This is a genomic window from Pueribacillus theae (assembly GCF_003097615.1).
GTDB classification, from domain to species: Bacteria; Bacillota; Bacilli; order Bacillales; family UBA6769; genus Pueribacillus; species Pueribacillus theae.
In genome coordinates, this window is record NZ_QCZG01000045.1 from 1 (window position 1) to 22,522 (window position 22,522).

A 22,522-nucleotide genomic window follows, 5' to 3' on the forward strand; every position below is an offset into this window, starting at 1 on the left:
CTGGCCAGTAACAAAGGCTTTCAGCCGTAGAGCAAACCACCCGTTCACACGGGTGGTTTTGATTTTAAATAAGATAAATATAATACTATATATTTAAGTAAGCGTCCATCTATTGTAAAAACAGGGGAGTTTGCAATAGGGAAAAATACCTATATAAGTAGGGCTATTAAAAATATTTTAGCATTTGAAAGAAGGACGTTTTTTATGAACATACATAGCTTGAAAAAAGATATTAACCAGTTCGATGCTTGGTATCATAAGTTGATTTTTTTAGTTGATGTAAATGAGAAGATCAAAACAGAAATTCCTTTATTGGATAGATATGAAAGAATTAATGTGAACCGTGTGGTAAGTGAAGGCTTATTAAGTATCCCAAAACAAAGATATCCAATGTATGTTGAAGAACTATTAAAGCAAGTTTTTAAGGATATAGAAAGAATTTATTTATTACAACATATTGATATTTTATTTGATCAAGCACTACAAATACACCCTATTCGCCTATTGGAAAACCTTAGTAAAACGTACAAATTGATTGTTGAATGGCCAGGAAGATACGTAGGCAGCCAATTAATTTATGCAGAGCATGAGCATCCTGAGTATTTTGTTTGTGGCGATTTTGAGGGAAAAGTATATATAAAGTAAAGCGGGGAATAGATAATGCTTCGTTACAATGATTTGATTTCTTTCGAGCCTATCGAATCGGTCATCCAATTAAGAGAAGCCGATGACAAGGACAAAGCGATTTCGCTATTGCAATCTTATGTTATTTCTAATCATATGGCAGATAAGTTGATTGATGATATTTTTGAAAATCTCCAATTTGAAAGAATGGTTGATAACCGCGGCATGCTAATCGTTGGAAATTACGGCTCAGGTAAATCGCATTTAATGAGTGTTGTATCAACAATAGCAGAGCTGCCGGAATCAAGCCAATATCTCGGTTATGAAAAAGTGGCTGGAAAAGCGAAAGAAATTGAAGGAAAGTTCAAAGTGATTCGTGCAGAATTTGGAGCGGTTACGATGTCTTTGCGCGATATTATTTGCCAACACCTGGAAACAGGGCTTGAAAGGATGGGAATTGATTATACATTCCCGCCTGCTGACCAAGTGACCAACAATAAAGATATGTTATACGAAATGATGGATCTTTTCCATGAAGAATATCCAGAGCAAGGGCTACTCTTAGTAATAGACGAGCTATTGGATTATCTACGGAGCAGAAACGAAATGCAAATAACATTGGATTTAGGCTTCTTAAGAGAAGTGGGGGAAGTATGCAGTAACTCCCGCTTCCGTTTCATTTCAGGGGTGCAGGAAATGCTGTTTGATAACCCTAAATTCAGCTTTGTTGCAGATTCACTTAGAAGAGTGAAAGAACGTTTTAAAGAAACCCGTATTGTCCGTGAAGATATTGCTTTTGTCGTCTCTGAACGCTTATTGAATAAAAATGAAGAGCAAAAAGCATTAATTCGGGAACACTTAAGTAAATTTACAAAGATGTATAACGGTTTATCCGAAGAAATGGAAACATACGTCAATATGTTCCCGATACATCCAGCATATCTCGAAATGTTTGAAAGGGTCAATATTGCCGAAAAGCGTGTTGCCCTAAAAACAATAAGTGATGAAATAAAAAAGTTAATTTCAAGAGAAGTGCCGGAAGATGCTACAGGGTTTATTTCATTCGACAGTTACTGGAATTATATAATTGAGGACTCTTCCCTGCGATCCAATGATCGAGTAAAAGCAATCATGGATAAAGTGAATACATTAAAAGGCACCATCCAAACTGGGGTAAAGCGACAGTATAAAGCAATGGCCGAAAAAATGGTAGATGCGTTAGCTGTATTCCGCTTAACAACAGATAATCTCAATACACCTATCGGTCTAACGTCAGAAGCAATGCGCGATAAACTTTTTATTAGCTATCCCACCTTACTAGATTTTGATGATGATGTGGCTGATTTTTTGAAGACAACGATTGATGCGGCGATGAAAGATTTGCGAAATGCTGTAAGCTTTCAGTTTATCTCGTTAAATGACGAAAATGGACAGTACTATATTAATATTGATGAGGCTGTTCCGGTAGATGAATTAATTTCTCAACGTGGGGAAATGTTGGATAATAGTAAGTTGGACAGCTACTACTTTGATGTATTAAAAAATGCCACCGAGGTTTCAGATAATACGTATGTCCATGGCTATAAAATTTGGCTACACGAGATACCTTGGTTCGATCGGCGTGTAAAACGTCAAGGTTATTTATTCTTTGGTGCACCTAACGAACGCTCTACTGCACAACCGGAACGGGATTTTTATATCTATATGCTCCAAGCATTCGAGGATCCAAAATATAAAGATGAAGAAAAAGAAGATGAAGTTTTCTTTAAGCTTAAGAAAAAAAATGATGAATTTATTAAATTGCTGCGCCTATATGGTGGAGCAACGGAGATGTACAATTATACAACAACAAATAAGAATTTATATAAACCAAAAATAACGGAGTACCAAAGAAAACTAGTTAAATGGATTAAGGAGCACTTTGTAGATGCTTACGAAGTGGTATATAAAGGAAAAAGTGCGAGTGTACTGGCTCACGGGATATTCTTGCCTTCGAATCCAGATACTTTAGTTGAGTTAATTGATTCAGTTTCTCAAAATTTACTATCCCAATGGTTTGAAGTGAAGTATAGTGAATACCCATCCTTTCGAAAAATTGAACGTTCCTTTTTAACAAAGGCAAATATGCATACGTACGTAAAAGATGCTTTGGACTATTTAAATGGGAAGAGAAAAGCACAAGGAGAGGCAATACTAGACGGACTCATTCTACTTGATCAAAATGGGAACCCGACAACAAGAAAGTCTGGATACGCTGCTTGGGTTATCGATTTATTGGATCAAAAGGAAAAAGGGCAAGTATTAAACCAAAACGAACTAATTGAAGTCATTTACACTGTCCAAGGATCGCCTGATCAGCGCCGAACGAGAAAATTTGATATGGAGCCGGAACTGCTTGTTGTCATCCTTGGTGCGCTAATCCAAGGCGGAGAAATTGTTGTGACGATTGGCGGAACGACTTATGAGGCGATGAATTTCTCGGATTTTATCCAATTACCGATTGAAGATATTACTTATTTTAGCCATATTAAAAAGCCAAGCGGCCTCCCGATTCCAGAAATTCAAGCTCTAGCTGGCATGTTCAATACGATTAAAGTAGATTTTTCTGATATCGAAAAAATCGATCTAGCGATAAAACAAATTATTTCTGGCGCAAAAAGGGAAACTAGCCGTACAGTTGAAATGTTGGCGAGTTTACGGCAAAAATTTCAAAAATGGGACGGGCCAATATTTACAGATGAGGAAATCGAAGATTATACAAATAAACTTAGTAGCTTAAATGAGTTTTTACAAGGGCTTCAAGTATATAATACAAGAGCCAAAATGATGAATTTAAAATATGATGTAAGTCGAATCGAACAGGAAAAGGAACATTTAAAGCTCATAGACAGATTAGAAAGTTTACAAAATCGGTTAATTGACTACACAAAAATTGCTGGCTATCTCATGAATGCACGACATATTGTATCTCCTAGCGACGAATGGACGGCTCATGTAGACAATACACTTAATCATTTAAGCATTGCATTAAAAAATGAGGAAGATTGCTCAGAAGAAGTTGCAGAATTAGTGCGGTTGAAAAAGGAATATATCGACCATTATCTTCAATTGCACCAACAGAACAGATTAACTGCAACGGAAAATAGAAAAAAAGCAGCATTACTTCAAGATGATCGGCATGACGCTGTTCAATCATTGGCAACAAAAATTGAATTGTTTAGGACAAGTAATGTTTTTAATGGGTGGAAAGAAAAAATACAGTCATTAAAGGATTGTTATCATTTAACTGCCGATGAGCTGGAGCACCGTCCAGAATGTCCTCACTGCCATTTTAACCCGAGAGTAGAATGGAACAGGGAAAAGGTGTCGCTAGACGAATTAGATGAAGAATTAGATTCCATTCTTGCAAATTGGACCGATACATTGTTTACAAACTTCAATGAGCCGGATGTAAAGGAAAGTATTGAACTACTAGAAGGAAAACAAAAACAACTCATTCAATCACTTATAGAGAATCAAGAATTTTACTTGCCAATTTCTATTGAACTAATCAATGCTATTAACATTGTATTGAAAGGGATCCATCAAGAAAAAATTGATGTCGAGCAATTAATAAAAGTCGTGGGAGACGGAAACCCAATTACGGTACAGGAGGCAAAGCAGAACTTTGAAAAATTATTAAGGGCATTAATTGGAACGAATGATGAAAGCCGGGTACGCCTAACAGTCAAGAAGTAAGAGGGGGAAGCAACTTTGAATAAAGAACCAACACAATTATCATTCGATGAAGAAAAATCCCAAGCAGATAACGGACCCGTTATCTGCTTAGGCATGACTTTTAAAAATGATAAAGAACGAAGAGAATATTTCCGTGAAGAATTGAGAAAAAAATTACCTGAATTAAAGAAAATTGAAGGTTTTCCAATTGGGGAAGACGAGGATATTATTGCTTTATCTGATCCACCATATTACACTGCTTGCCCGAATCCTTGGATTAATGAAATTATAAATGAATGGGGAAGTAGTAACAAAGTGTGCAAGGATGACTATCAAAAGTATCCATTTGCATCCGATGTATCTGTAGGGAAAAATGATCCGTTTTATAATGCCCATGGTTACCATACAAAAGTCCCTTACAAAGCTATTTTAAAATATATATTACATTATACTGATCCAGATGATGTTGTTTTTGATGGTTTTTCTGGGACAGGGGCAACGGGTGTAGCTGCTAAGGCTAGCGGAGATAAAGAAACAGTGAAATCACTTGGTTATGAAGTTGATAATGATAATAATATCTATTTAGAGGGGAATAAAGTATCTAAAATAGGAAAAAGAAATGTAATATTAAATGATTTATCACCCTCTGCAACTTTAATATCCTATAATTATAATAAAAATGATAAGGCCTTGGAGTTTGAGCAAGAAGCTGATAGGATACTAAAAGAAGTTAAAAATGAAACAATGTGGATGTACAAAACAAGGCATCGAAATAATGAATATGGTTTAATTACTGACATTGTATGGAGTGATGTTTTTCTGTGTTCGAATTGCTCCAGTGAAGTTGTATATTGGGATGTAGCTGTAGATTTAGATTCCAAAAAAATGAAAAAAGAAATTATTTGTCCAAAATGCCATTCAGTTTTAGAAAGGAGAAGTTTGGATAGGGTTTGGGTTACATACTATGACCAAGACATACAACAAACTTTGGATGTAGCAAAACAAGTGCCTGTATTAGTAAACTATGTGGTTGGTACAAAAAGGTATTCAAAAAAGGTGGACGAAGAAGATCTACAATTATTAAAAAAAATTGAAATGTCAAAGTCTAAGCTTTGGTATCCCACAGATAAGATTCCTGAAGGATATAATACTAGGCAACCTTTGGTAAGTCATGGCGTATTATATGTCCACCAATTTTATACGAAAAGGAATTTATTAACATTAGCATGTTTGTTTGATAGGATTAAGAAATCTGTATTTTTCAATAAATTATTATTTTTCTTTCAAGCATCAATAAATAGAGCAACAAAAACCAATCGTTTTAGATTTGGTGGGACTGGGGGGTTAAGTGGAACCCTATATATACCCTCACTTTCGGTAGAGAGATCAGTTATTTTTTTATTAGAAAATAAGTTAAAAGATCAATTAAAGATTCTTAGGAATGATGACAATAATAATCATTTTGGGCTTATTACACAGTCATCATCTACGAACTTAAATATTAAGGAAAACTCAGTCGATTACATTTTCACAGATCCACCATTTGGATCTAACATAATGTATTCGGAACTAAACTTTTTATGGGAATCATGGTTGAATGTATACACAAATAATGCCCAAGAATCGATTATAAATCCAGTACAGAAAAAAAATTTAGATGACTATAAATATTTAATGGAGCAAAGCTTTAAAAATTTCTTTAAAATACTTAAGCCTAATAGATGGTTGACTGTTGAGTTTAGCAACTCTCAGTCAAGTGTATGGAATGCTATCCAAGAAGCTATACAAAAGGCAGGGTTTGTCATAGCAAATGTATCAACATTAGATAAAAAGCAAGGTAGTTTTAAAGCAGTAACCACAACTACTGCAGTAACGCAAGATTTGATAATTTCAGCATACAAACCAAAGCAGGAAAATATAGAAAAAATGAAACAGCAAATTAATACAGATGAATCTGCATGGACTTTTATTACACAACACCTAGAGCAACTCCCGAAATTTTCTGGAACAAAAGGAGCTGCTGAGGTTATTTCAGAAAGGACACCTCGAATCCTTTTTGATCGAATGGTTGCTTATCATGTACAGAATGGTTTACCAGTACCTATATCTTCAGCTGAATTTCAGGCTAATGTTGTACAGCGTTTCCCAATGAGAGATGGTATGATCTTTCTAGAAAGCCAAGTAGCAGAATATGATAAAAAACGAACATTAGTTAAGGAATTTACACAGCTTAATTTATTTGTTTCTGATGAAAATAGTGCCATCGAATGGATTCGCCAACAATTAATGAAAAAGCCACAGACTCGTCAGGACATTCACCCTGATTTTATGAAAGAATTACAACATATTGCAAAACATGAAAAGCTTCCAGAACTTGATGATCTTTTAAATCAAAACTTTCTAAGATATGATGGGGATGGGCCTGTTCCAAATCAAATTCTTACTTATCTAAGAAGAAACTATAAAGATTTGCGTGGTTTAGAACCAGATGATCCAAAAGTAGTTGAAAAAGCAATGCATCGTTGGTATGTGCCAGATCCAAATAAACAGGCAGACTTGGAGAAACTCCGCGAGAGGGCATTGCTACGGGAATATGAAAGTTATCTAAAAGAATTGGAAGGAAATAAAAAAAAGCTAAGAACGTTCCGAACAGAAGCGATTCGTGCAGGATTTAAAAAGGCTTACAGTGACAAAGATTTTGAAAGTATTGTTAAAGTTGGGGAACGTATTCCAGAGAAGGTCATTCAAGAAGATGACAAATTGCTCATGTACTATGACAATGCTTGTATTCGTTTAGGGTTATAAGGAGGGCAGGAGATGCCGAATTGGCGGGATGTCATTATTAATAAGTTCAGAAATCAGAGTAGTTCCTTTCTCTTTGTGTACGATTTAGATTTTTTACTAAATGAGGAAATGATCCTGAATTATTTAGCAGAGAAGGGCTATCTTGTTTTACGATATGATGACAGCATAACATTTCGCTATATCTACGAACAAAAAATTCGAGAAAAAGAAAAGGAACGAAAACTAATCGTCTTTGCCAATGAAGACATCTCCTTACCTTATGAATTTGAGAAAAAAGCATTAAAAATAAAAATTGATATTCAAATAATATTCCCTAAGTTCTCTGCAAATGTTATCCGGAAGATAAATAGAGAGGATTTTGATGGCTTATACCGCGTCCATCAATCATATAATGGGAAACCAACTGAACAAGAAACACTAGCTTATATTGTAAAACACTTTTATAAAATTCCATATGAAATCATTGATGGAGAAGTTGGATTATATAAAATCCTGCTTTCAATTCATTATCAAAGTAAGAATATCCCTGAGGCATTGGTCGAATTTTTATATAAAAATTGGAATCAGATTCATGCTTTCAAAAAATTACCGTTAAAGGACATGATAGGTTCTTCGAAATTCTTTTACCGCTATCTAGAGGAAGAATGGAAGAAGTTAGTGATGGATGTTTCACGATATGAGAGTGGACAAGTTCATGATCCGCTAGCTATTGAATACCGCAGCCCATTAGCTGATGGTGATGTACGCAGAATGATGAATGATTTATTTTTAGAGGGAACGTTGGAAAAAGTAAAAGGCATAGAAGCATCCAATTTACCTGATTGGATGATGCAAGGTATTGAAGCAAAAGAATCTGTTGAAGATATGGAAAAGAAGCTTGATTTTCTGTATAGCGATATACTAAACAAACTATCAGATGCAAAAAGATATCAGGACTGGATAAAAATAATAGTACATCTTGCTGAATATAAACATACATCAATAAGCATGGGAAAAGATCATGATGAGTTAATTAAGAATGTAAACCAAGCTTTCCAATCATGGATGCTGAAGCATTACCATTCTTTAACGAGTTTACCGCCTTATCCGAAGCCAAAGCTCGTCCACCACATTCCACATACAATAAATAACGATAAAGCTAATAATGATAAGGTGGCTTTATTAGTATTAGACGGAATGAGTTATTTTGAATGGATATTCGTAAGGAATCATTTAAAAGTTAAAGGTTTTAACTTTGATGAAGATGGGGTTTTTGCCTGGGTTCCAACTTTAACATCTGTGTCTCGCCAAGCCATTTTTTCCGGCAATGCCCCTTTAACTTTTGGTAAATCGATTACAACTACAGCTACTGAGGAAAAATGGTGGAAAGCTTTTTGGGAAGAACACGGTGTTTTAAAGCAATACGTGACTTATCAAAAAGGGTTAGGAGCGGAAACTTATGATCGGTCAAGCATAAAAGGGTTATCAAGAGAAGCTACTAAAGTGTACGGGGCTGTTGTGGATGTGATTGACCAAATTTCCCATCATGCAGTACTCGGCGAAAAAAGTATCTTTTCACAATTACAATTATGGTTAGAATCAAACTATCTTGAAAACTTATTACAAGAGTTACATCAAGCTGGGTTCACAATATATATAACGTCAGATCATGGAAATACCAATGCAACGGGAATTGGGCGAATATCTGAGGGCGTTTTAGTCGATCAAAGAGGCGAACGGGTTCGAATTTATCGGGATCGTACCATTTATGAAGATTCAGCATATGAATTACCAGCTATAAAGTGGCCCAATATCGGATTGCCTGATGATTACTATGTACTCTTAGCACAATACGGACAAGCGTTTGTTCCAAATGGGCAAAATATTGTCACACACGGCGGCATTAGCATAGAAGAAGTCATTGTACCATTCGCCAAGGTTGATTCAGTTAAGGGAAGTGGATTGGAATGACCAAACCGGTGGGATTTGATCAAAAGGTATTATTACACCATTTAGATTGTACAGCAAAGCAATCCAAAAGGCATTCGAAGAAAGATATGTATGCCATCCTTGATGGGTTTCTGCGTGAAGATATAACAGGTGCTAAGTCTCGGAAAAATGCGATCACAATGTTAATGAAAATTTGGTATAACGTTCCAGACGATATTAAAGATATTCGCGATGAAGTGTTAAATGAGTTTAATGAATTTACAAAAGAAGAGCGGTTAATTGCTCATTGGTGCATGACCATTATTGCATATCCTTTTTTCAAAGAAGTAGTAACTGAATTTGGACGTTTATTTCAATTGCAAGATACAGTATCCAGCATGTCCATTGGTAAACGAATGAAAGAATCATATGGCGACCGGCGAAGAGTAGAGGTAGCAACGGGTGCTGCCATTTCAAGTTTGAGAGCATGGGGGATAATTAGCCCTATTAAAAATAGATCCTATAAGGAAAACGATAAGGTTGCCATAGTAAACCCGCTTTTGCATGGCTTATTATTTGAAACTATCTTGTTTGCTTTAGATAGCCATTCTTTATATGGACATACGATTACAAATCACCCAATGTTTTTCCCGTTTCAATTTGACTTGAATTTACATAAACTAAGAGAATATAGAAATAATTTTACCTTCCATTTTGAGGGAGTTGAAAATCTTGTTGTTGAAAAAAATTAGAAGGCCTTATTCCTAGCTGAATAAGGTTTTCTTTCTTTGTTATTTTATTTTTTGGGGTTAACGATTTAAAAAGGAGCTGGAATCATGGTTAATCGTGACATGCAAAAACAGATTTTAAAAGACAATTACATAGATATTTCCTTTCGTCGCTATCAAGCCTTTAAAGAAACAGCGATGTACGATGAAATGTACAAAAAGGAAATTTTAGAAGAATTGAATCGTTATATGAGAGAAACAGAAATTACAGCGGCTAATGTGGCTAATGTTGCAAAATTTCTACAAAAGAAAAATCCTTCAACTGGCAGTTTTGTCCACTGGAGCAACATGGATTATCTTGTGAAGTATGCCGAGGCAAGGCCGGTGGAATCAGCTGAACTTTGGAATTGGTTATACGATGAATCCATTCCTATGGAGAAGCGGATTAGCGGCTTTCATCATCAAGCAAAAGGTTTTGACTCAAGTCTGTCATTCGGTGCACCTTTTTTCGGGTATTTGCTGGCAGCATATGATTATAAGAAATATCCCCTTTACAAGGGTGAAGTATATCAAGATGTAAAATCCACCTTTCAAATTAATCAAAAAATGGGTTCTGTGATTGAAAACTATGTCAACTATTTCGCGATCTGCCAGGTTATCCATGCTCATCTAAGCAAAACTTTTCCGGATTTAACAATGTTGGGTATTCAAGATTATCTCTTTTGCAGTTCTCAATACGACAAGATTAAAGTAGAAAGTGCTGTGGAGTATCTTCACGGACTGGCAAAGACATTATATGAATTTATGAATGAGCCAGAGTTAATGGTCAAAGCGATTTCTAATTTAGAGCAAGAAATTTTACTAGAATTGAGGAACATTTATCGGAATTCCGAAAAAATAAATAAAATGAAGTTTATGCTCATAGATAAAATAATTGAAGAAAACCATGTAACCATTGAAGATTTAGAAAATATTAAAAAAGATGTGAGTGCACAATACGATACGAATATTTTGCAGTCATTTAATAATTTTACGATTATGTTCCAGCTTTTCTATCACGATAAAAAGGAAAAGGTTCGTATTGAACTAGGGAAAATTCATCAAGCGATTCGTAAATTTGATGACCTGCAAGGTTTTGACTTTGTCGAAGGAAAGGCCCTTAATGGTTTTAACTGGAATCAAAGCTTTGGAACAACAGAATGTTGGCTAGCTGTTTATGAAAATAAGTATAAAAGTCATCGTCTCGCTCCGCAATTTTTTGTTTCCATAAATGAAAATGGCATTCGTTATGGTCTTCTGTATGGCTCAGAACACTCTGAGAGAGGAGTAGAGGATACAGATACCATCCGCAATATACATGAGTTTACATTTGAAAAATTAGAAGAAAAAATGGTTCAAGTTTCAAATGACATAAAGAAAATGGATGCGATAAAAGAAGAACCTAGCGAATACTTTACCGAAGATTTATTTAGTGTTGGGAAATGGCTGGACTTATTAAGAAACCCTAAAGTTTTCCGGGAGGGAGATATTATATACTTAAAGAAAATGGATGAAATGGGGGGCGGGGCTACGAGCAGAGAACTTGGCGCAATGCTTGGCAAACATCCATCATCATTTATTTCTCCTGTTGTGTCTTTAGCAAAACGAATTCTTCAAGAAACCGAAAAAGAAGCTCCTGTCATTAACAGAGAACCGAGCTACTGGCGAGTGCTTTTTAACGGCGAATATATACAAACGGGCCATTTTAAATGGATACTAAAGGACAATCTTAAAGAGGCAATTACTCTATTAAATGAAAAAGAGAAGATTGAAATTCCGGCCTATACGAAAGCTGACTTTCTAAATGAAGTGTTTATTGATGAAGGGCTTTATGACACAATGGTCGGTTTGCTGACCTATAAAAAGAATTTGATTTTGCAAGGTCCTCCTGGTGTGGGCAAAACGTTTGTTTCTAAGCGGCTTGCTTATTCGCTAATAGGTGAAAAAAATGAGAACAATATTGAAATGGTCCAATTTCACCAAAATTATTCGTATGAAGATTTTGTCATGGGGTTTCGTCCTGTGGATGGCCAAGGGTTCGGGCTAGAATATGGCGTGTTTTATGATTTTTGTAACAAAGCTTTGGAAAATCCTGAAGAAAATTATTATTTTATTATTGATGAAATTAACCGGGGGAATTTATCGAAGGTTTTTGGTGAGCTTTTTATGTTGATTGAACGAGACAAACGTGATGAGTTTGTAACAATGGGCTATTCGAAAAATACATTTACAGTGCCAAGCAATGTGTATATTATTGGGACAATGAACACAGCCGACAGATCCTTGGCTCAATTGGAAGTGGCGCTCCGCAGAAGATTTTCTTTCATCACTCTGGAACCTTCTTTTAATAAGAAATGGCAGAATTTCATGGAAAACCAAGGACTGTCTGAGCCAATGATTGAACGCATACTTTACGCAATGGACAAAATTAATCGTGCCATTATCGAGGATTTCCAGCTTGGAAAAGGCTATGCTATTGGACATTCGTTCTTTTCCTTTTTACCTAAAAATATGGATGAAAACGAATGGTATGAACAGATTATTGCTTACGAAATTAAGCCGCTGTTGGAAGAGTATTTCTTTGATCGGCCTGAGATTGCCGTTTCATTATTAGAAGGGGTTTAAAATGTCTTCAACTTTCAAAGTACCGATTCGTAATCTATTTTGTTTGCTCAGTTATGTTAATGAGATACCGGAGTTTGTTGATCACTTGAGTGATATTGATGAAGATTTAATTACGTATGATTTTTTAGCCCATCGTTTCAAGCAGGAAGTTCAACAATTATTAAAGCGTGGATTGGTCAGAAATTATGTGGCTAATAGCGAGGAAACGAGTTATATTGCTGGTCGTATGATGATGAATGAATCTGTTCAGCTGTTGGCTGAAAGGAAGCCCGTCGTTGTCTGTGAAAAAGATGAGTATTCATCCAATATTTTATTGAATCAAATCATGAAAACGACTTTGAGGCAGTTGGTTAAAAATCAACACATTCAAGAAAAGACTAGAAGAGAATGCTTCATTTTATGGGAGCAGCTGCCTACAGTTTATGAAATTCCGCTAAATAAGGAATCGTTTACTAGATTAAAATTTTCTCGTCATAACGCGTACTATAAACAAATGATCCATATCGCCCTTCTTTTGCATGAACTTAAACTATTGTCTCATAAGAGCGGCAATTGGAGCTTATTTACGGTTGATCTCGATGAAGGAGAGGTAAACCGGCTATTTGAAAAATTTCTTTTTCATTTTTATCAAAGGGAACAAGAGACATACACCGTTCACTCAGAAAGGCTTCAATGGAATTTACAGGGGAATCGTTCTTTGCTCCCAACGATGCTGACTGATGTTTCATTAACTCATCGTTATAAGCCAGAAAAGGTAATCATTGATGCGAAGTTTTATCGGCATTTATTTCAGCGCCATTTCGACCGAGCAACATTTCACAGCCATAATTTGTATCAAATTTTTACCTATGTTATGCATCAGCCGGCTTTCAAGCGTGTAAGGGGGATTTTAATCTATCCGGGAAATCAGGCTGGAGAGCTACATGAAATTTATTCATGGGATGAACGAATGGCAATTGAAATTGTAAGTTTAGATTTAAATGCATCTTGGAGAGAGATCTATAATGCTTTACTAGCTTTGTTAAGGGAAAAGGAACAATAACCTATAGTAAACAAAACTATGGAAAGGATTTCGTGAGACATGGAGGAAAAGATTAAGGATCTTACGCTGTTATTGCTATACTTAACATCATGGAAAGAGAATGACGACCTTTTTGGGGAAATGAGAAGAAGTTGGAAGGGCTATCCGTTTGAGGTGCTGGATGAACTTACTGATGGGGATTTAATTCGAGGAAGTAAAAGATCAAAGTCAGTTTATTTAACCGAGGCCGGCATAAAAGAAGCTGAAGCATTAGTAAAAAAGTATTTCAATAATTTGGAAATGAGTGAAGAAGAGGAGAGGAAATAATGGCAAAAAAAATTGGAAGAAATGACTGGTGCCCTTAAAGGAAGAAGATGAATAAAAAGAAATAGAGAGGAGGAAAGGCATGTTAATCCAATGTACAAAAGCCTTGCTTAATCAAATAGGCATAAAACATAGCGAGTTAGCTTCTTCTGGGGATTACGAGCAATTCCCCAGCAGCTTCATGTCATGGCACGCCAATTTTGTCAGCCTTGATAAAGGAAAAGCGATCATTTTGATGAACAATGAAACAAGATATCCGATCGTTATCTACAAGCCAAAAAAGAAGGATTTATTTAAAATAAAAGAGTTAATTTGCGAGGCTATTTCGGTGGCTTTACGTATGGAAGGTGTTCGGAAGGAAGTCATTGAAACCTACATGGCGAAAGCTGGTGAAATTTCCTTTTCGCAAACATCGGGTAGAAGCATGGTGGCAAAGATGAACAATGCTGTCCGTGAAATTGGTTTTATGCAAGAATTTTTGGACGAAGAAACAACAATTCAACGATACATTAGCATTGCAGCAGGCAGGCTGATTCAGGGTTCTGGAACAAATGAATATTTTTATCCATATGAAAAAATGCTTCAATGTCTTGGCATTGTTGCTTTAAATAAAAGTGAAGCAGTGGATGAGGTTCTAGATGTCGAACTGTATCAACTGAAGATACAAATTAACCTGGAAGGTCATGATATATGGCGGCGCGTTCTCGTACCTTCCACTTACTCTTTTCGACATCTCCATCATATTATTCAAACTGTTTTTGATTGGCAAAATTATCACTTGCATGAATTTGTTGTGGGAAGAGGAGAAAATGAAAGACTACTTCAAATTGTGATGGATGATGACCCAGAAACAATGGAATTTGTAAATTTCGATAATGTTGAGATTCGGAAGGAGCAATTTGTTGCATTAGAGGATATTTTTCCAAAATATAATGTGGTCAGTTATGAATATGATTTCGGAGACTCTTGGGAGCATACGATAACACTTGAAAAGGTAGTAAAATCAAAATCGTTCCAAGCAACATATATAGACGGCAACGGAGAAAGACCTCCTGAAGATGTCGGAGGAGCACCTGGGTTTGAAGAATATTTAAGTCTGATTGAAAATAAAAAGCATCCGATGCATCATGAGATGAAAGCATGGGCTGAAAACCAAAAAGAAAGGAAGTTTAGTCCGGAAAAGATCGATCAACGGCTTAAACGAACAATCAGTGGTTATTCGTATTCACCATTTTCGTGCTAAATATTACAATATTAAATTGAAAGAAGAGTGGTGGAAAAAGCGATGAATTATAATGAATTTATGAGAGCCGTTGATAAAAAATTGTCCACAATGTCAGAAATGGAAAAAACTGAATGGATACATAACTTAGCCCGGACCAAGAAAGAGCATGAGCGAATTTCATTTCTAAACTCTTTAGATGAGAAACAAGGCTATCCTGCTATTGCTGATAGGAAATGGATAGAAGATTGGTGTAATAAAGTAGAAAATGAGGAAATTTATTTTGAGTGCAGAGGATACGAAGAATATGGGGAAAGTTATTGGGATAGTGATTATATTTATGATTATTACGATAGCTTTGAAATAGGAAAGGATCTTTCAACAGCCTTCCAGGTAGCAGAAGATTTGTTATTTCAAAAAGACTATAAGCAAGCATCAGAATTATATGACCGCCTCTGTAGGATGACATTCAATGTATTGGACACAGATACAGAAGAGTGGGATGAATTGGGATTGGAGGATATTGTTGAGAAAGAACTAGTAGATTTAGACTTAAAGCAGATTGCTCTTCACTTGATGTATACCAAATATCAGGTTACTGAAGGCGAGGAAAGAACAGCTGCGCTGTATCAGTATTTGACATGGAATATGTGTGAGAATATAAACGTAGAAGAAATGTTGACGGTTGGGCCTGAAGAACTTGAGGGAATTGGCTTCTTTATGGAAGAGTGGATTTCCTTTTTGAAAAATACAGAAGGGGACAGGGCAGGCAAATTGCTGTTAGAGGCATGTATCTTTCAAGGGGGGATTAGTCGCTTATGTGAAACTGCTAGAGAAGTGTCGGCAAGACATCCTGTTTTATATAAATATGCTTGTGAGTATTTAATAAATGATAATAAGGAGCCTGAGTGTGAAAAAATTGGACTGGAAGCGATTCGTGTATTGCCTGAAAATCTAATGATTCGGGCGGAAATTGCGGAATTAACCGCAATGGCGGCTGAACAGCTCGAACATCCCGATATCATTAAGGAATGCTATGAAGCAGCTTTTTATGCTGATTCTACAGTGAACAATTATTTACGCCTGTTTGAACTGCCTGATTATCAAAACATAGTGGACAAAGCAGCAAAGTATGCAAAAACACTACCAGAGAATTCGATTCGGGGATTAAATCATAACATGAAACAGATGACGGTCAATCACCTTTCAATGGAGCATAAAAAAATCATCCGTTTTTTCAATGGAGAATTTGATTACGTTTATGAAGCTTGTAAAAATGACAAAACTACCCTAGGCTGGAGCAGCTGTTTTAAAGGTATCGCTATACCGCTATTTATTTTATTTTTAGATAAAAATAAGAAGATTACAAAGGCTGGACAACAACTGATAAATGGAATCGCATATCGGTTAGGGTTCATAGAAGAAGACGATATGGAAAGCTTCTTAGATCTATTTTTAAATTGGAAAGAAAAAGTCGTTTTAGCAAATGAACAATATGAAAAGTATATTGAATGGATAAAGAAAGAAGTAGATCAACGAACAGAGGCTGTTGTAGGAGGCGGTTATCGAAAAAGCTATTATAAGGCAGCTGCGCTGATAGCCGCGTTAGGTGAAACATTGGAGTCAAATGGGAAGATGAACGGAAAGATGGTTACAATCGAGCATTATAAAAAATTGCATTCTAGAAAAAGAGCGTTTAAAGCAGAAATTGAAATGTTGTAATGTTTTAGGCAAATAATGCATGAAATGGCAATTTAAAATGCAAACTCTCAAATGGTGGGATGGCTTTGGCATACAAGGAATAATGGGGCTGTACAAATTGTGCCAGCCCCTCTTTTTGGGTGCCTGGTAGTGGGGGTCTGACCCAATAGCCTTGCACAACTTACAAAAAAAGTAAAATATTATTTAATGTTTACTTAATTGAAAAATGCTTCTATTGTAGAAAGAGACCTTACTTGTTCCCAATCTTCTACAAAGGAGCACAAAATGTGTAATAAAAGTATACTACTGAGACCGCATCATTACAGCAGTCAAAAGTTTTAGAAGTAGGAATCAACACCCCAGAATTTTACGAATACAGCCAACAACAAAAGACAGATAAATTTAAAGAAAAATACAGAAACAGAGCTTGACAAGAATGGAAAAATGGTGAGATGAAGAATTTCCACGGGTTAAATCGTAGCAGGGGTACGGTCTTAAAAGAAGCATGGAAACACAAGCAAAATTAACTGCATTAGTGGTTAATTTAAAGAGGATAGCCAGATACTATCCTCTAAATTACCGCCGTTTTCGTCTGGTTTTTTTCCATATCATCGAAGAGACTAGATAAGGCTAGTAATTTTCAAAGGAAAAGGTTGAAAAGGTGCCTTTTTCAGCGGCCTCTACCTGGCCCCTTGTCCCTTAGAACTGTCCCCTTGAGAAAATCAATCTGTCGGTTCAAGTGTTTGATTTCCAATCTTGACTTTTTCAGCTTCAATCAATACAAAAGCCATGCGGCAAGTTTTATCTGTTTTATTATTCCATGAATGAATCGTTCCTCGTTGTACAACGACCTCCCCAGCTTTTAATTGGGCGGTTACACCGTTATCCAACTCAAGTTCAATCTCTCCTTCAATCACAATTCCATAGTCTATTGATTGCGTTCGATGCATAAATTTATTATTTCCGGGATAAAAATCAACAAATCTCAAGACAGTACCGCCTGGTGAGGTAAGTCCAACTTTTCTTTTTGCTCCATCAAACTCATCAGTGTTGTCAGATGGGAACGCATCTGTAGACCATACTAATGCAAGTGAAGCATCCTCTGTTGGTTTTATTCCTGTCACCGTATCATCAATTTTAATCGTCGCGTTACCATTCTCATCATGGCCGGTAACTACCCTACGCACTTTTAGTTCTTCCATGTTATTAAGTTCCCCTTTCACAATAATGCGAATATTTTTTCGAATGCTGTTAATTATAAACTATAACCTGATTAAGCCTCGTTGACAACCCTAGCAATTAATCGTATATTTTTTTGTTCATTTAATTCTAAAGGACGTTTTAAAGCTTTTCTAGCGGAAATTGCAGAATTAACTGCAAAGGCGGCTGAACAGCTCGAGCATCCCGATGCCATTAAGGAATAAAGAGCGTTTAAAGCAGAAATTGAAATGTTGTAATGTTTTAGGCAAATAATGGATGAAATGGCAATTTTAGATGCAAACCCCTTGGATAACAATTCGATTTCCCTTTTCCGACACGATCAACCGATCGAAACCTTTCTTAAGCTGAATGGCTTGCGATTGCAACTCTAGCTTAATATTCATTATAGGTGATAGTTCTTTTGTTAAATTTTTTTCTGTTGTTCAGAAACGGGAAGGATTTTCATTGTACAAGTCACTCCCACTTTCCATATTAACGGAAATAAAAAACTTCTTAGTAAGTTCAGATGGGGTTAGTTAATTATGAGAAAAAAAAACTTAGGCTGGTGTGAACTAACTTGCACTCAATAAAAAATGGATGCTTCGGGGCATTCTTTATTCGAACGGGTGATTAATTGAATAACTTGTTTTTGAGTGGGCTGTAGTATGATAAGATTTTATTAACGCACAATGTAAGGGAAGTGATTAAGTGAACAAAAAAGTATTCAACATAATCGGGTGGCTTTTGCTTTTAGGAATGGCTTCTTTGTGGATTGGATTTGGTTATTCAAGTTGGTACTTATTATTGCTTCCGTCTGCGTACATCTTTTTTTCAATTTACGACGGCAGCATGAATAAGAAATTGATAATGATGAAAAAACTCTCAATGCGACAAGTGATTTTGATTATATTTGCTTTTATTTCATCGGTGGCTATTGTATTTGGACTTATTCAATTGGCCAATTACCTAATTAACCATATGTTACAACTTCAAGGATGGATTAAAACATTAAGCCAGTTTATTGCTGTCATTATTTCGTTATACCCTGTTAAATTTACATTTGGCAATGTCGTTTATAGAGTAAGCGCTGATAATAAAAAATATTAGATGGAATCTAAGAAGTTTTTGAATAAGCCTTGTTCAAGAAATGGTGTACGAGAATGGGATAAGAATTGCTCGTTTTTGCTTTGCTGGGCCACATAACGGAATAAGTGATAGTTCCTATTTTGCATATAAGGATTTTAATTGAACATATTGAGTTTAATATTTAGGGTTTTCGGATTATAGTGTGGAAATTTATTGAATTTCTAATTTAACAAACGGGCCATTTAATGGGATAACCATCCCAACATAATTGGATTTTTATGTAGAATTAGATTATGGGGGACAGAACGATGGACGTTTTAATTTTACTATTATTTATCTTGGTAATAATATTGCTTAATATTGCTTTCTTTATATTGTTTAAAAAAAGAGATTTAAATCTTATGGTTTCAGGGATCGTTATGATGGCACTTGCTCCGGTTCTTGGTTTTTTAAGTGGTGCATTGTTTCTTTATTTTTATGATTGGAGTTCAGGGGGAACGGGAGAGGGTGCTGGCTATGGTGGAGCATTTATAGGACTAATAACATTGGTTAATGGAGCCCTTATATTATTGATTGGAATTATTAGGTGGATTATAACAATAAGTGCAAAGAAAGATTGATGTTTCTTTATTCAAAGCGAACAGGACGAAGAAAGGCCCACTGGAAACTTTACTAGTATGAAACATCGGAATCGGACTTATTTCTTCCACTGGATGTAAAAAACCAAACCATGGACAAAAAGATGTAGTTTCAAAAAAATGGCGGTTATTGGAATCGGGATTTACAGGTTTGCCTCCCACGTTCCGTTTATCGACAAATCACTAAGATACTATTATTTTTATAAGAAAAAAGTTAAGTCACCGAGTTATTTTAAGAAATCAGAGGGGATAGATGAAAGATAATCAATCCACCTATTTGAATCTCAATAGTGCTTACTCTATTAAGATTGTCAAAGTTTCTACTAAAACTAACAGGCAAGTTAGTTTGACAATACCACTTTGGTCGTTATTTAATGTATAATAATACGTCATTATACATTTTTAATCATACTGAAAGGGGTAGATTCGATGAATATGATTTGTGAGTCTGAAAAACTAGCCGATTATTTACTGGAATTAAATGAAGTTAATTATTCTAATCCGATAATTAGAGATAAAGCGGAGGAACTTTTCAACCCCTTTCAAACGGAAATTGAAAAAGTAAAAGTAGCTTTTGAGTTTGTTCGAGATGAAATATCTCATTCTTGGGACATTCAAGGAAAACGCGTCACTTGCCATGCATCAGACGTATTAGCCTATAAAGAGGGCATTTGTTACGCAAAATCACATCTATTCGCTTCTCTATTACGGTCACAAGGAATTCCAACAGGTTTCTGTTATCAACGCTTGATGTTGTTTGATACGCCAGAAAAAGGGTATTGTATTCACGCTTTAAATGCCGTTTTCTTTAGAACACTTAATAAATGGGTAAGATTAGATGCTCGTGGGAATAAAGAAGGAATTGATGCCCAATTTTCGATGGATGAAGAGAAATTAGCTTTTTCCATTCGAGAGGAATATGATGAAAAGGACTATCCGATTATTTATGTAAAGCCCCATCCCCAAACGGTGGATGTGTTAAAGGGGCATACTGATGTATTAGAAATGTATAAAAATCATTTACCTGAGAGTTTATGATTATTCGCTAACGGGTGCTTAGTTCAATTAGCTAAATTAAAAGGAATGATTTCAAATCTCAAGAAATTGTCTTTTTTAATAGGTAAGAGGAAAAATATAGGAATGGTGTTCTTTATTGTATTAATATGATACTCAGCGGAACCCCTTAACTTTGAGGGGCGTTAGGATCAATCCCAAGTAGCTGTCGCCCCAAATAAGCTGACAACTGTCACCCAATCAAGTAATACAGAAAAAGAGGTTTGCAGTAAATGACATTGACTATGATTATAATGTATACATTAATAGGAGTTCTGATTGGAATATTGTCCAGTCTGTTTGGCTTTGGAGGAGGGTTCATTGTTGTGCCTATCCTATATGCTTTTTTACCTGCTTCTATTCCCGCAGATTATATCATGCATACTGCGATTGGCACTTCACTCGCTGTAATGATCATTAATTCAACGAATTCTACCTTTAATCATGCAAAAAAAGGCAATGTGAAATGGCCAGTATTTAAACTGTTGGTTGGTTTTATCGCATTAGGTTCCTTGGCAGGCGGGTTAATTGCCCGTTTTATTGATAGCGAGATTCTAAGAATTGCCTTTATCATCTTATTGATTTATGTAGTCATATCAAATATTCGTGGGAAATCATTCACGAAGGAAGCAAATGAACAGACGTTTCGTTCTCCCAATTCAAAGTCCAGGGCAGTAGTCGGAACATTCATTGGATTCATTTCAACATTGCTTGGAATAGGCGGTAGCGTGATGACGATTCCATACCTTAGAAATCACGGGATGCGGATGCTTCATGCCGTGGCTTTGGCAACTCCTTTAGGTCTGCCGATCGCTATAGTCGGTGCAATTGCATATATGATTGCAGGTTTCCAAGTAGAAGGAATGCCTAATTCGACCTTAGGATTTATTTATTTGCCTGCATTGCTTGGGTTTTCCATTGGAGGAGCATTAGGGGTGCCAATGGGGAGAAGTTGGGCACAAAAAATACCTGATGCCATCTTTTCTAAAGTTTACTTATCCTTACTTATGATTGTGGTAGTCATAATGATTATTGAATAAAAGTAAAAAACTTACTGAAAATACATTATTACCTTTTTCAAAATGGGTTTTAAAGCCAGAATAGCTGTATTGGTATTTAATTGGGAATGTAAATCTATTTTTTGTAAATGGATTGAAATCAAATGGCCGATACTCGTAATGCTCTTGCTGTTCGACAGAAACACGTGTAAAAGTTGAGGGTTAAACGCAAAAAATAAGGCTTCAGCAAGCCCTAAGTTGATCACATGTAACTTTTTAACAAATTAACGTGCTGCTGATTGCGCTCTAATATTCTCTTCACAAGATGCAGACTTTCAGAATCTAAATCACCATCAAGGAGTTCCTTTGAGGTTTGGATACCCCTGCTTTCACCAATTGCTGCATCTTTCAGAATTGAATTCGTATCTTTGGTGGTTTCTTTTAATTTAGATATTAATTCAATCATTTTACCTTTTATATCTACATCATGAGCAGGAATCCCACCAAGATCTTGAATTCTTTTACCAATCATTGCTGCATGTTGTTTATGGTTCTGTTGAATATTTTGTAACAGTTTTTTTACCTTTTGGTCGCCCGTGTGATGAATATATTGCTCATAAGTGTGAATGGCCATATAATTTCCTTCAAGAAATTTATTTAATTCTTTAATGATTTTTTCCATATGTCATCCATCCTTTTAAATGGCTCATGCTTTATTTTAAACAAAATTTTATTGAATATTCTAATCGCTAAAAATATAAAAGGAGATTTATCGCAAACAAATTGCACGATAAAGTCTACAGGAATGAAAAAGTTCGGATCCCTCCCGGACC

General features: G+C 35.7%; 16 protein-coding genes and 1 pseudogene. 15 read left to right on the top strand and 2 right to left on the bottom strand.

Features of this window, described 5'->3' with window-relative positions; translation table 11 throughout:
• Positions 1-204 precede the first annotated feature (204 nt).
• From brxF to DCC39_RS15995, 11 genes and pseudogenes are all read left to right on the top strand, one after another.
• Positions 205-645, top strand: coding sequence for a BREX-3 system P-loop-containing protein BrxF (gene brxF / locus DCC39_RS15945; RefSeq protein WP_116555898.1), 441 nt, complete (start codon positions 205-207; stop codon positions 643-645).
• 15 nt (positions 646-660) lie between these two features.
• The gene (locus tag DCC39_RS15950) at positions 661-4,362 is read left to right on the top strand and encodes a DUF6079 family protein (RefSeq protein ID WP_116555899.1); all 3,702 of its coding nucleotides are present in this window, start codon (positions 661-663) and stop codon (positions 4,360-4,362) included.
• 15 nt (positions 4,363-4,377) lie between these two features.
• Positions 4,378-7,146 (top strand): DNA methyltransferase, encoded by a 2,769-nt coding sequence (locus DCC39_RS15955; RefSeq protein WP_240613675.1) that lies wholly within the window; start codon positions 4,378-4,380, stop codon positions 7,144-7,146.
• A 12-nt stretch (positions 7,147-7,158) separates the two neighbouring features.
• On the top strand, positions 7,159-9,096 hold the full coding sequence (gene pglZ / locus DCC39_RS15960; protein ID WP_116555900.1) for a BREX-3 system phosphatase PglZ: 1,938 nt from the start codon (positions 7,159-7,161) through the stop codon (positions 9,094-9,096).
• Entirely contained in the window at positions 9,093-9,806 is a 714-nt protein-coding gene (locus tag DCC39_RS15965) for a hypothetical protein (protein WP_116555901.1), read from the top strand. Before pglZ ends, DCC39_RS15965 begins: the two co-directional genes overlap by 4 nt.
• An 84-nt stretch (positions 9,807-9,890) precedes the next feature.
• Positions 9,891-12,446 carry an AAA family ATPase gene (locus DCC39_RS15970; RefSeq protein WP_205948533.1) on the top strand — a complete coding sequence of 852 codons (2,556 nt, stop codon included), beginning with the start codon at positions 9,891-9,893 and terminating at the stop codon, positions 12,444-12,446.
• Position 12,447: 1 nt separating this feature from the next.
• Positions 12,448-13,488: an McrC family protein gene (locus tag DCC39_RS15975; protein ID WP_116555902.1), complete on the top strand. Its 1,041-nt coding sequence runs from the start codon at positions 12,448-12,450 to the stop codon at positions 13,486-13,488.
• A 39-nt stretch (positions 13,489-13,527) separates the two neighbouring features.
• Positions 13,528-13,794, top strand: coding sequence for a DUF6429 family protein (locus DCC39_RS15980; protein WP_116555903.1), 267 nt, complete (start codon positions 13,528-13,530; stop codon positions 13,792-13,794).
• 79 nt (positions 13,795-13,873) lie between these two features.
• Complete coding sequence (locus tag DCC39_RS15985; RefSeq protein ID WP_116555904.1) at positions 13,874-15,034, top strand: plasmid pRiA4b ORF-3 family protein; 1,161 nt, start codon at positions 13,874-13,876, stop codon at positions 15,032-15,034.
• 42 nt (positions 15,035-15,076) lie between these two features.
• Positions 15,077-16,735: a hypothetical protein gene (locus tag DCC39_RS15990; RefSeq protein ID WP_116555905.1), complete on the top strand. Its 1,659-nt coding sequence runs from the start codon at positions 15,077-15,079 to the stop codon at positions 16,733-16,735.
• Between the two features lie 311 nt (positions 16,736-17,046).
• Positions 17,047-17,342 (top strand): annotated as a pseudogene (locus DCC39_RS15995) (transposase); the annotation flags it as partial.
• Between the two features lie 94 nt (positions 17,343-17,436).
• On the opposite strand, the gene DCC39_RS16000 reads toward DCC39_RS15995, so the two are convergent.
• On the bottom strand, positions 17,437-17,916 hold the full coding sequence (locus DCC39_RS16000) for a cupin domain-containing protein (protein ID WP_116555906.1): 480 nt from the start codon (positions 17,914-17,916) through the stop codon (positions 17,437-17,439).
• A gap of 706 nt (positions 17,917-18,622) precedes the next feature.
• Between DCC39_RS16000 and DCC39_RS16010 the strand changes: the two genes are divergently transcribed.
• The 4 genes from DCC39_RS16010 (at position 18,623) to DCC39_RS16025 (ending at position 21,731) form a co-directional block, all read left to right on the top strand.
• Complete coding sequence (locus DCC39_RS16010) at positions 18,623-19,021, top strand: disulfide bond formation protein DsbD (RefSeq protein WP_116555908.1); 399 nt, start codon at positions 18,623-18,625, stop codon at positions 19,019-19,021.
• A gap of 287 nt (positions 19,022-19,308) precedes the next feature.
• A complete protein-coding gene (locus DCC39_RS16015) occupies positions 19,309-19,620 on the top strand; it encodes an inner-membrane translocator (RefSeq protein WP_116555909.1) in 312 nt (103 codons plus the stop codon).
• A 447-nt stretch (positions 19,621-20,067) separates the two neighbouring features.
• Positions 20,068-20,676 carry a transglutaminase-like domain-containing protein gene (locus DCC39_RS16020; RefSeq protein WP_116555910.1) on the top strand — a complete coding sequence of 203 codons (609 nt, stop codon included), beginning with the start codon at positions 20,068-20,070 and terminating at the stop codon, positions 20,674-20,676.
• A gap of 248 nt (positions 20,677-20,924) precedes the next feature.
• A complete protein-coding gene (locus DCC39_RS16025; protein WP_116555911.1) occupies positions 20,925-21,731 on the top strand; it encodes a sulfite exporter TauE/SafE family protein in 807 nt (268 codons plus the stop codon).
• A gap of 220 nt (positions 21,732-21,951) precedes the next feature.
• Here the strand turns inward: DCC39_RS16025 and DCC39_RS16030 are convergent, their stop codons facing one another.
• Positions 21,952-22,371, bottom strand: a complete 420-nt coding sequence (locus tag DCC39_RS16030) for a DUF2383 domain-containing protein (protein ID WP_116555912.1) — start codon at positions 22,369-22,371, stop codon at positions 21,952-21,954.
• Positions 22,372-22,522 lie beyond the last annotated feature (151 nt).

Excerpts from the sequence above, each read along its gene's own strand:
- brxF (WP_116555898.1), top strand. The coding sequence starts at position 205 with ATGAACATACATAGCTTGAAAAAAGATATTAACCAGTTCGATGCTTGG.
- DCC39_RS15950 (WP_116555899.1), top strand. The coding sequence starts at position 661 with ATGCTTCGTTACAATGATTTGATTTCTTTCGAGCCTATCGAATCGGTC.
- pglZ (WP_116555900.1), top strand. The coding sequence starts at position 7,159 with ATGCCGAATTGGCGGGATGTCATTATTAATAAGTTCAGAAATCAGAGT.
- DCC39_RS15965 (WP_116555901.1), top strand. The coding sequence starts at position 9,093 with ATGACCAAACCGGTGGGATTTGATCAAAAGGTATTATTACACCATTTA.
- DCC39_RS15970 (WP_205948533.1), top strand. The coding sequence starts at position 9,891 with ATGGTTAATCGTGACATGCAAAAACAGATTTTAAAAGACAATTACATA.
- DCC39_RS15975 (WP_116555902.1), top strand. The coding sequence starts at position 12,448 with ATGTCTTCAACTTTCAAAGTACCGATTCGTAATCTATTTTGTTTGCTC.
- DCC39_RS15980 (WP_116555903.1), top strand. The coding sequence starts at position 13,528 with ATGGAGGAAAAGATTAAGGATCTTACGCTGTTATTGCTATACTTAACA.
- DCC39_RS15985 (WP_116555904.1), top strand. The coding sequence starts at position 13,874 with ATGTTAATCCAATGTACAAAAGCCTTGCTTAATCAAATAGGCATAAAA.
- DCC39_RS15990 (WP_116555905.1), top strand. The coding sequence starts at position 15,077 with ATGAATTATAATGAATTTATGAGAGCCGTTGATAAAAAATTGTCCACA.
- DCC39_RS16000 (WP_116555906.1), bottom strand. The coding sequence starts at position 17,916 with ATGGAAGAACTAAAAGTGCGTAGGGTAGTTACCGGCCATGATGAGAAT.
- DCC39_RS16015 (WP_116555909.1), top strand. The coding sequence starts at position 19,309 with ATGGACGTTTTAATTTTACTATTATTTATCTTGGTAATAATATTGCTT.
- DCC39_RS16020 (WP_116555910.1), top strand. The coding sequence starts at position 20,068 with ATGAATATGATTTGTGAGTCTGAAAAACTAGCCGATTATTTACTGGAA.
- DCC39_RS16025 (WP_116555911.1), top strand. The coding sequence starts at position 20,925 with ATGACATTGACTATGATTATAATGTATACATTAATAGGAGTTCTGATT.
- DCC39_RS16030 (WP_116555912.1), bottom strand. The coding sequence starts at position 22,371 with ATGGAAAAAATCATTAAAGAATTAAATAAATTTCTTGAAGGAAATTAT.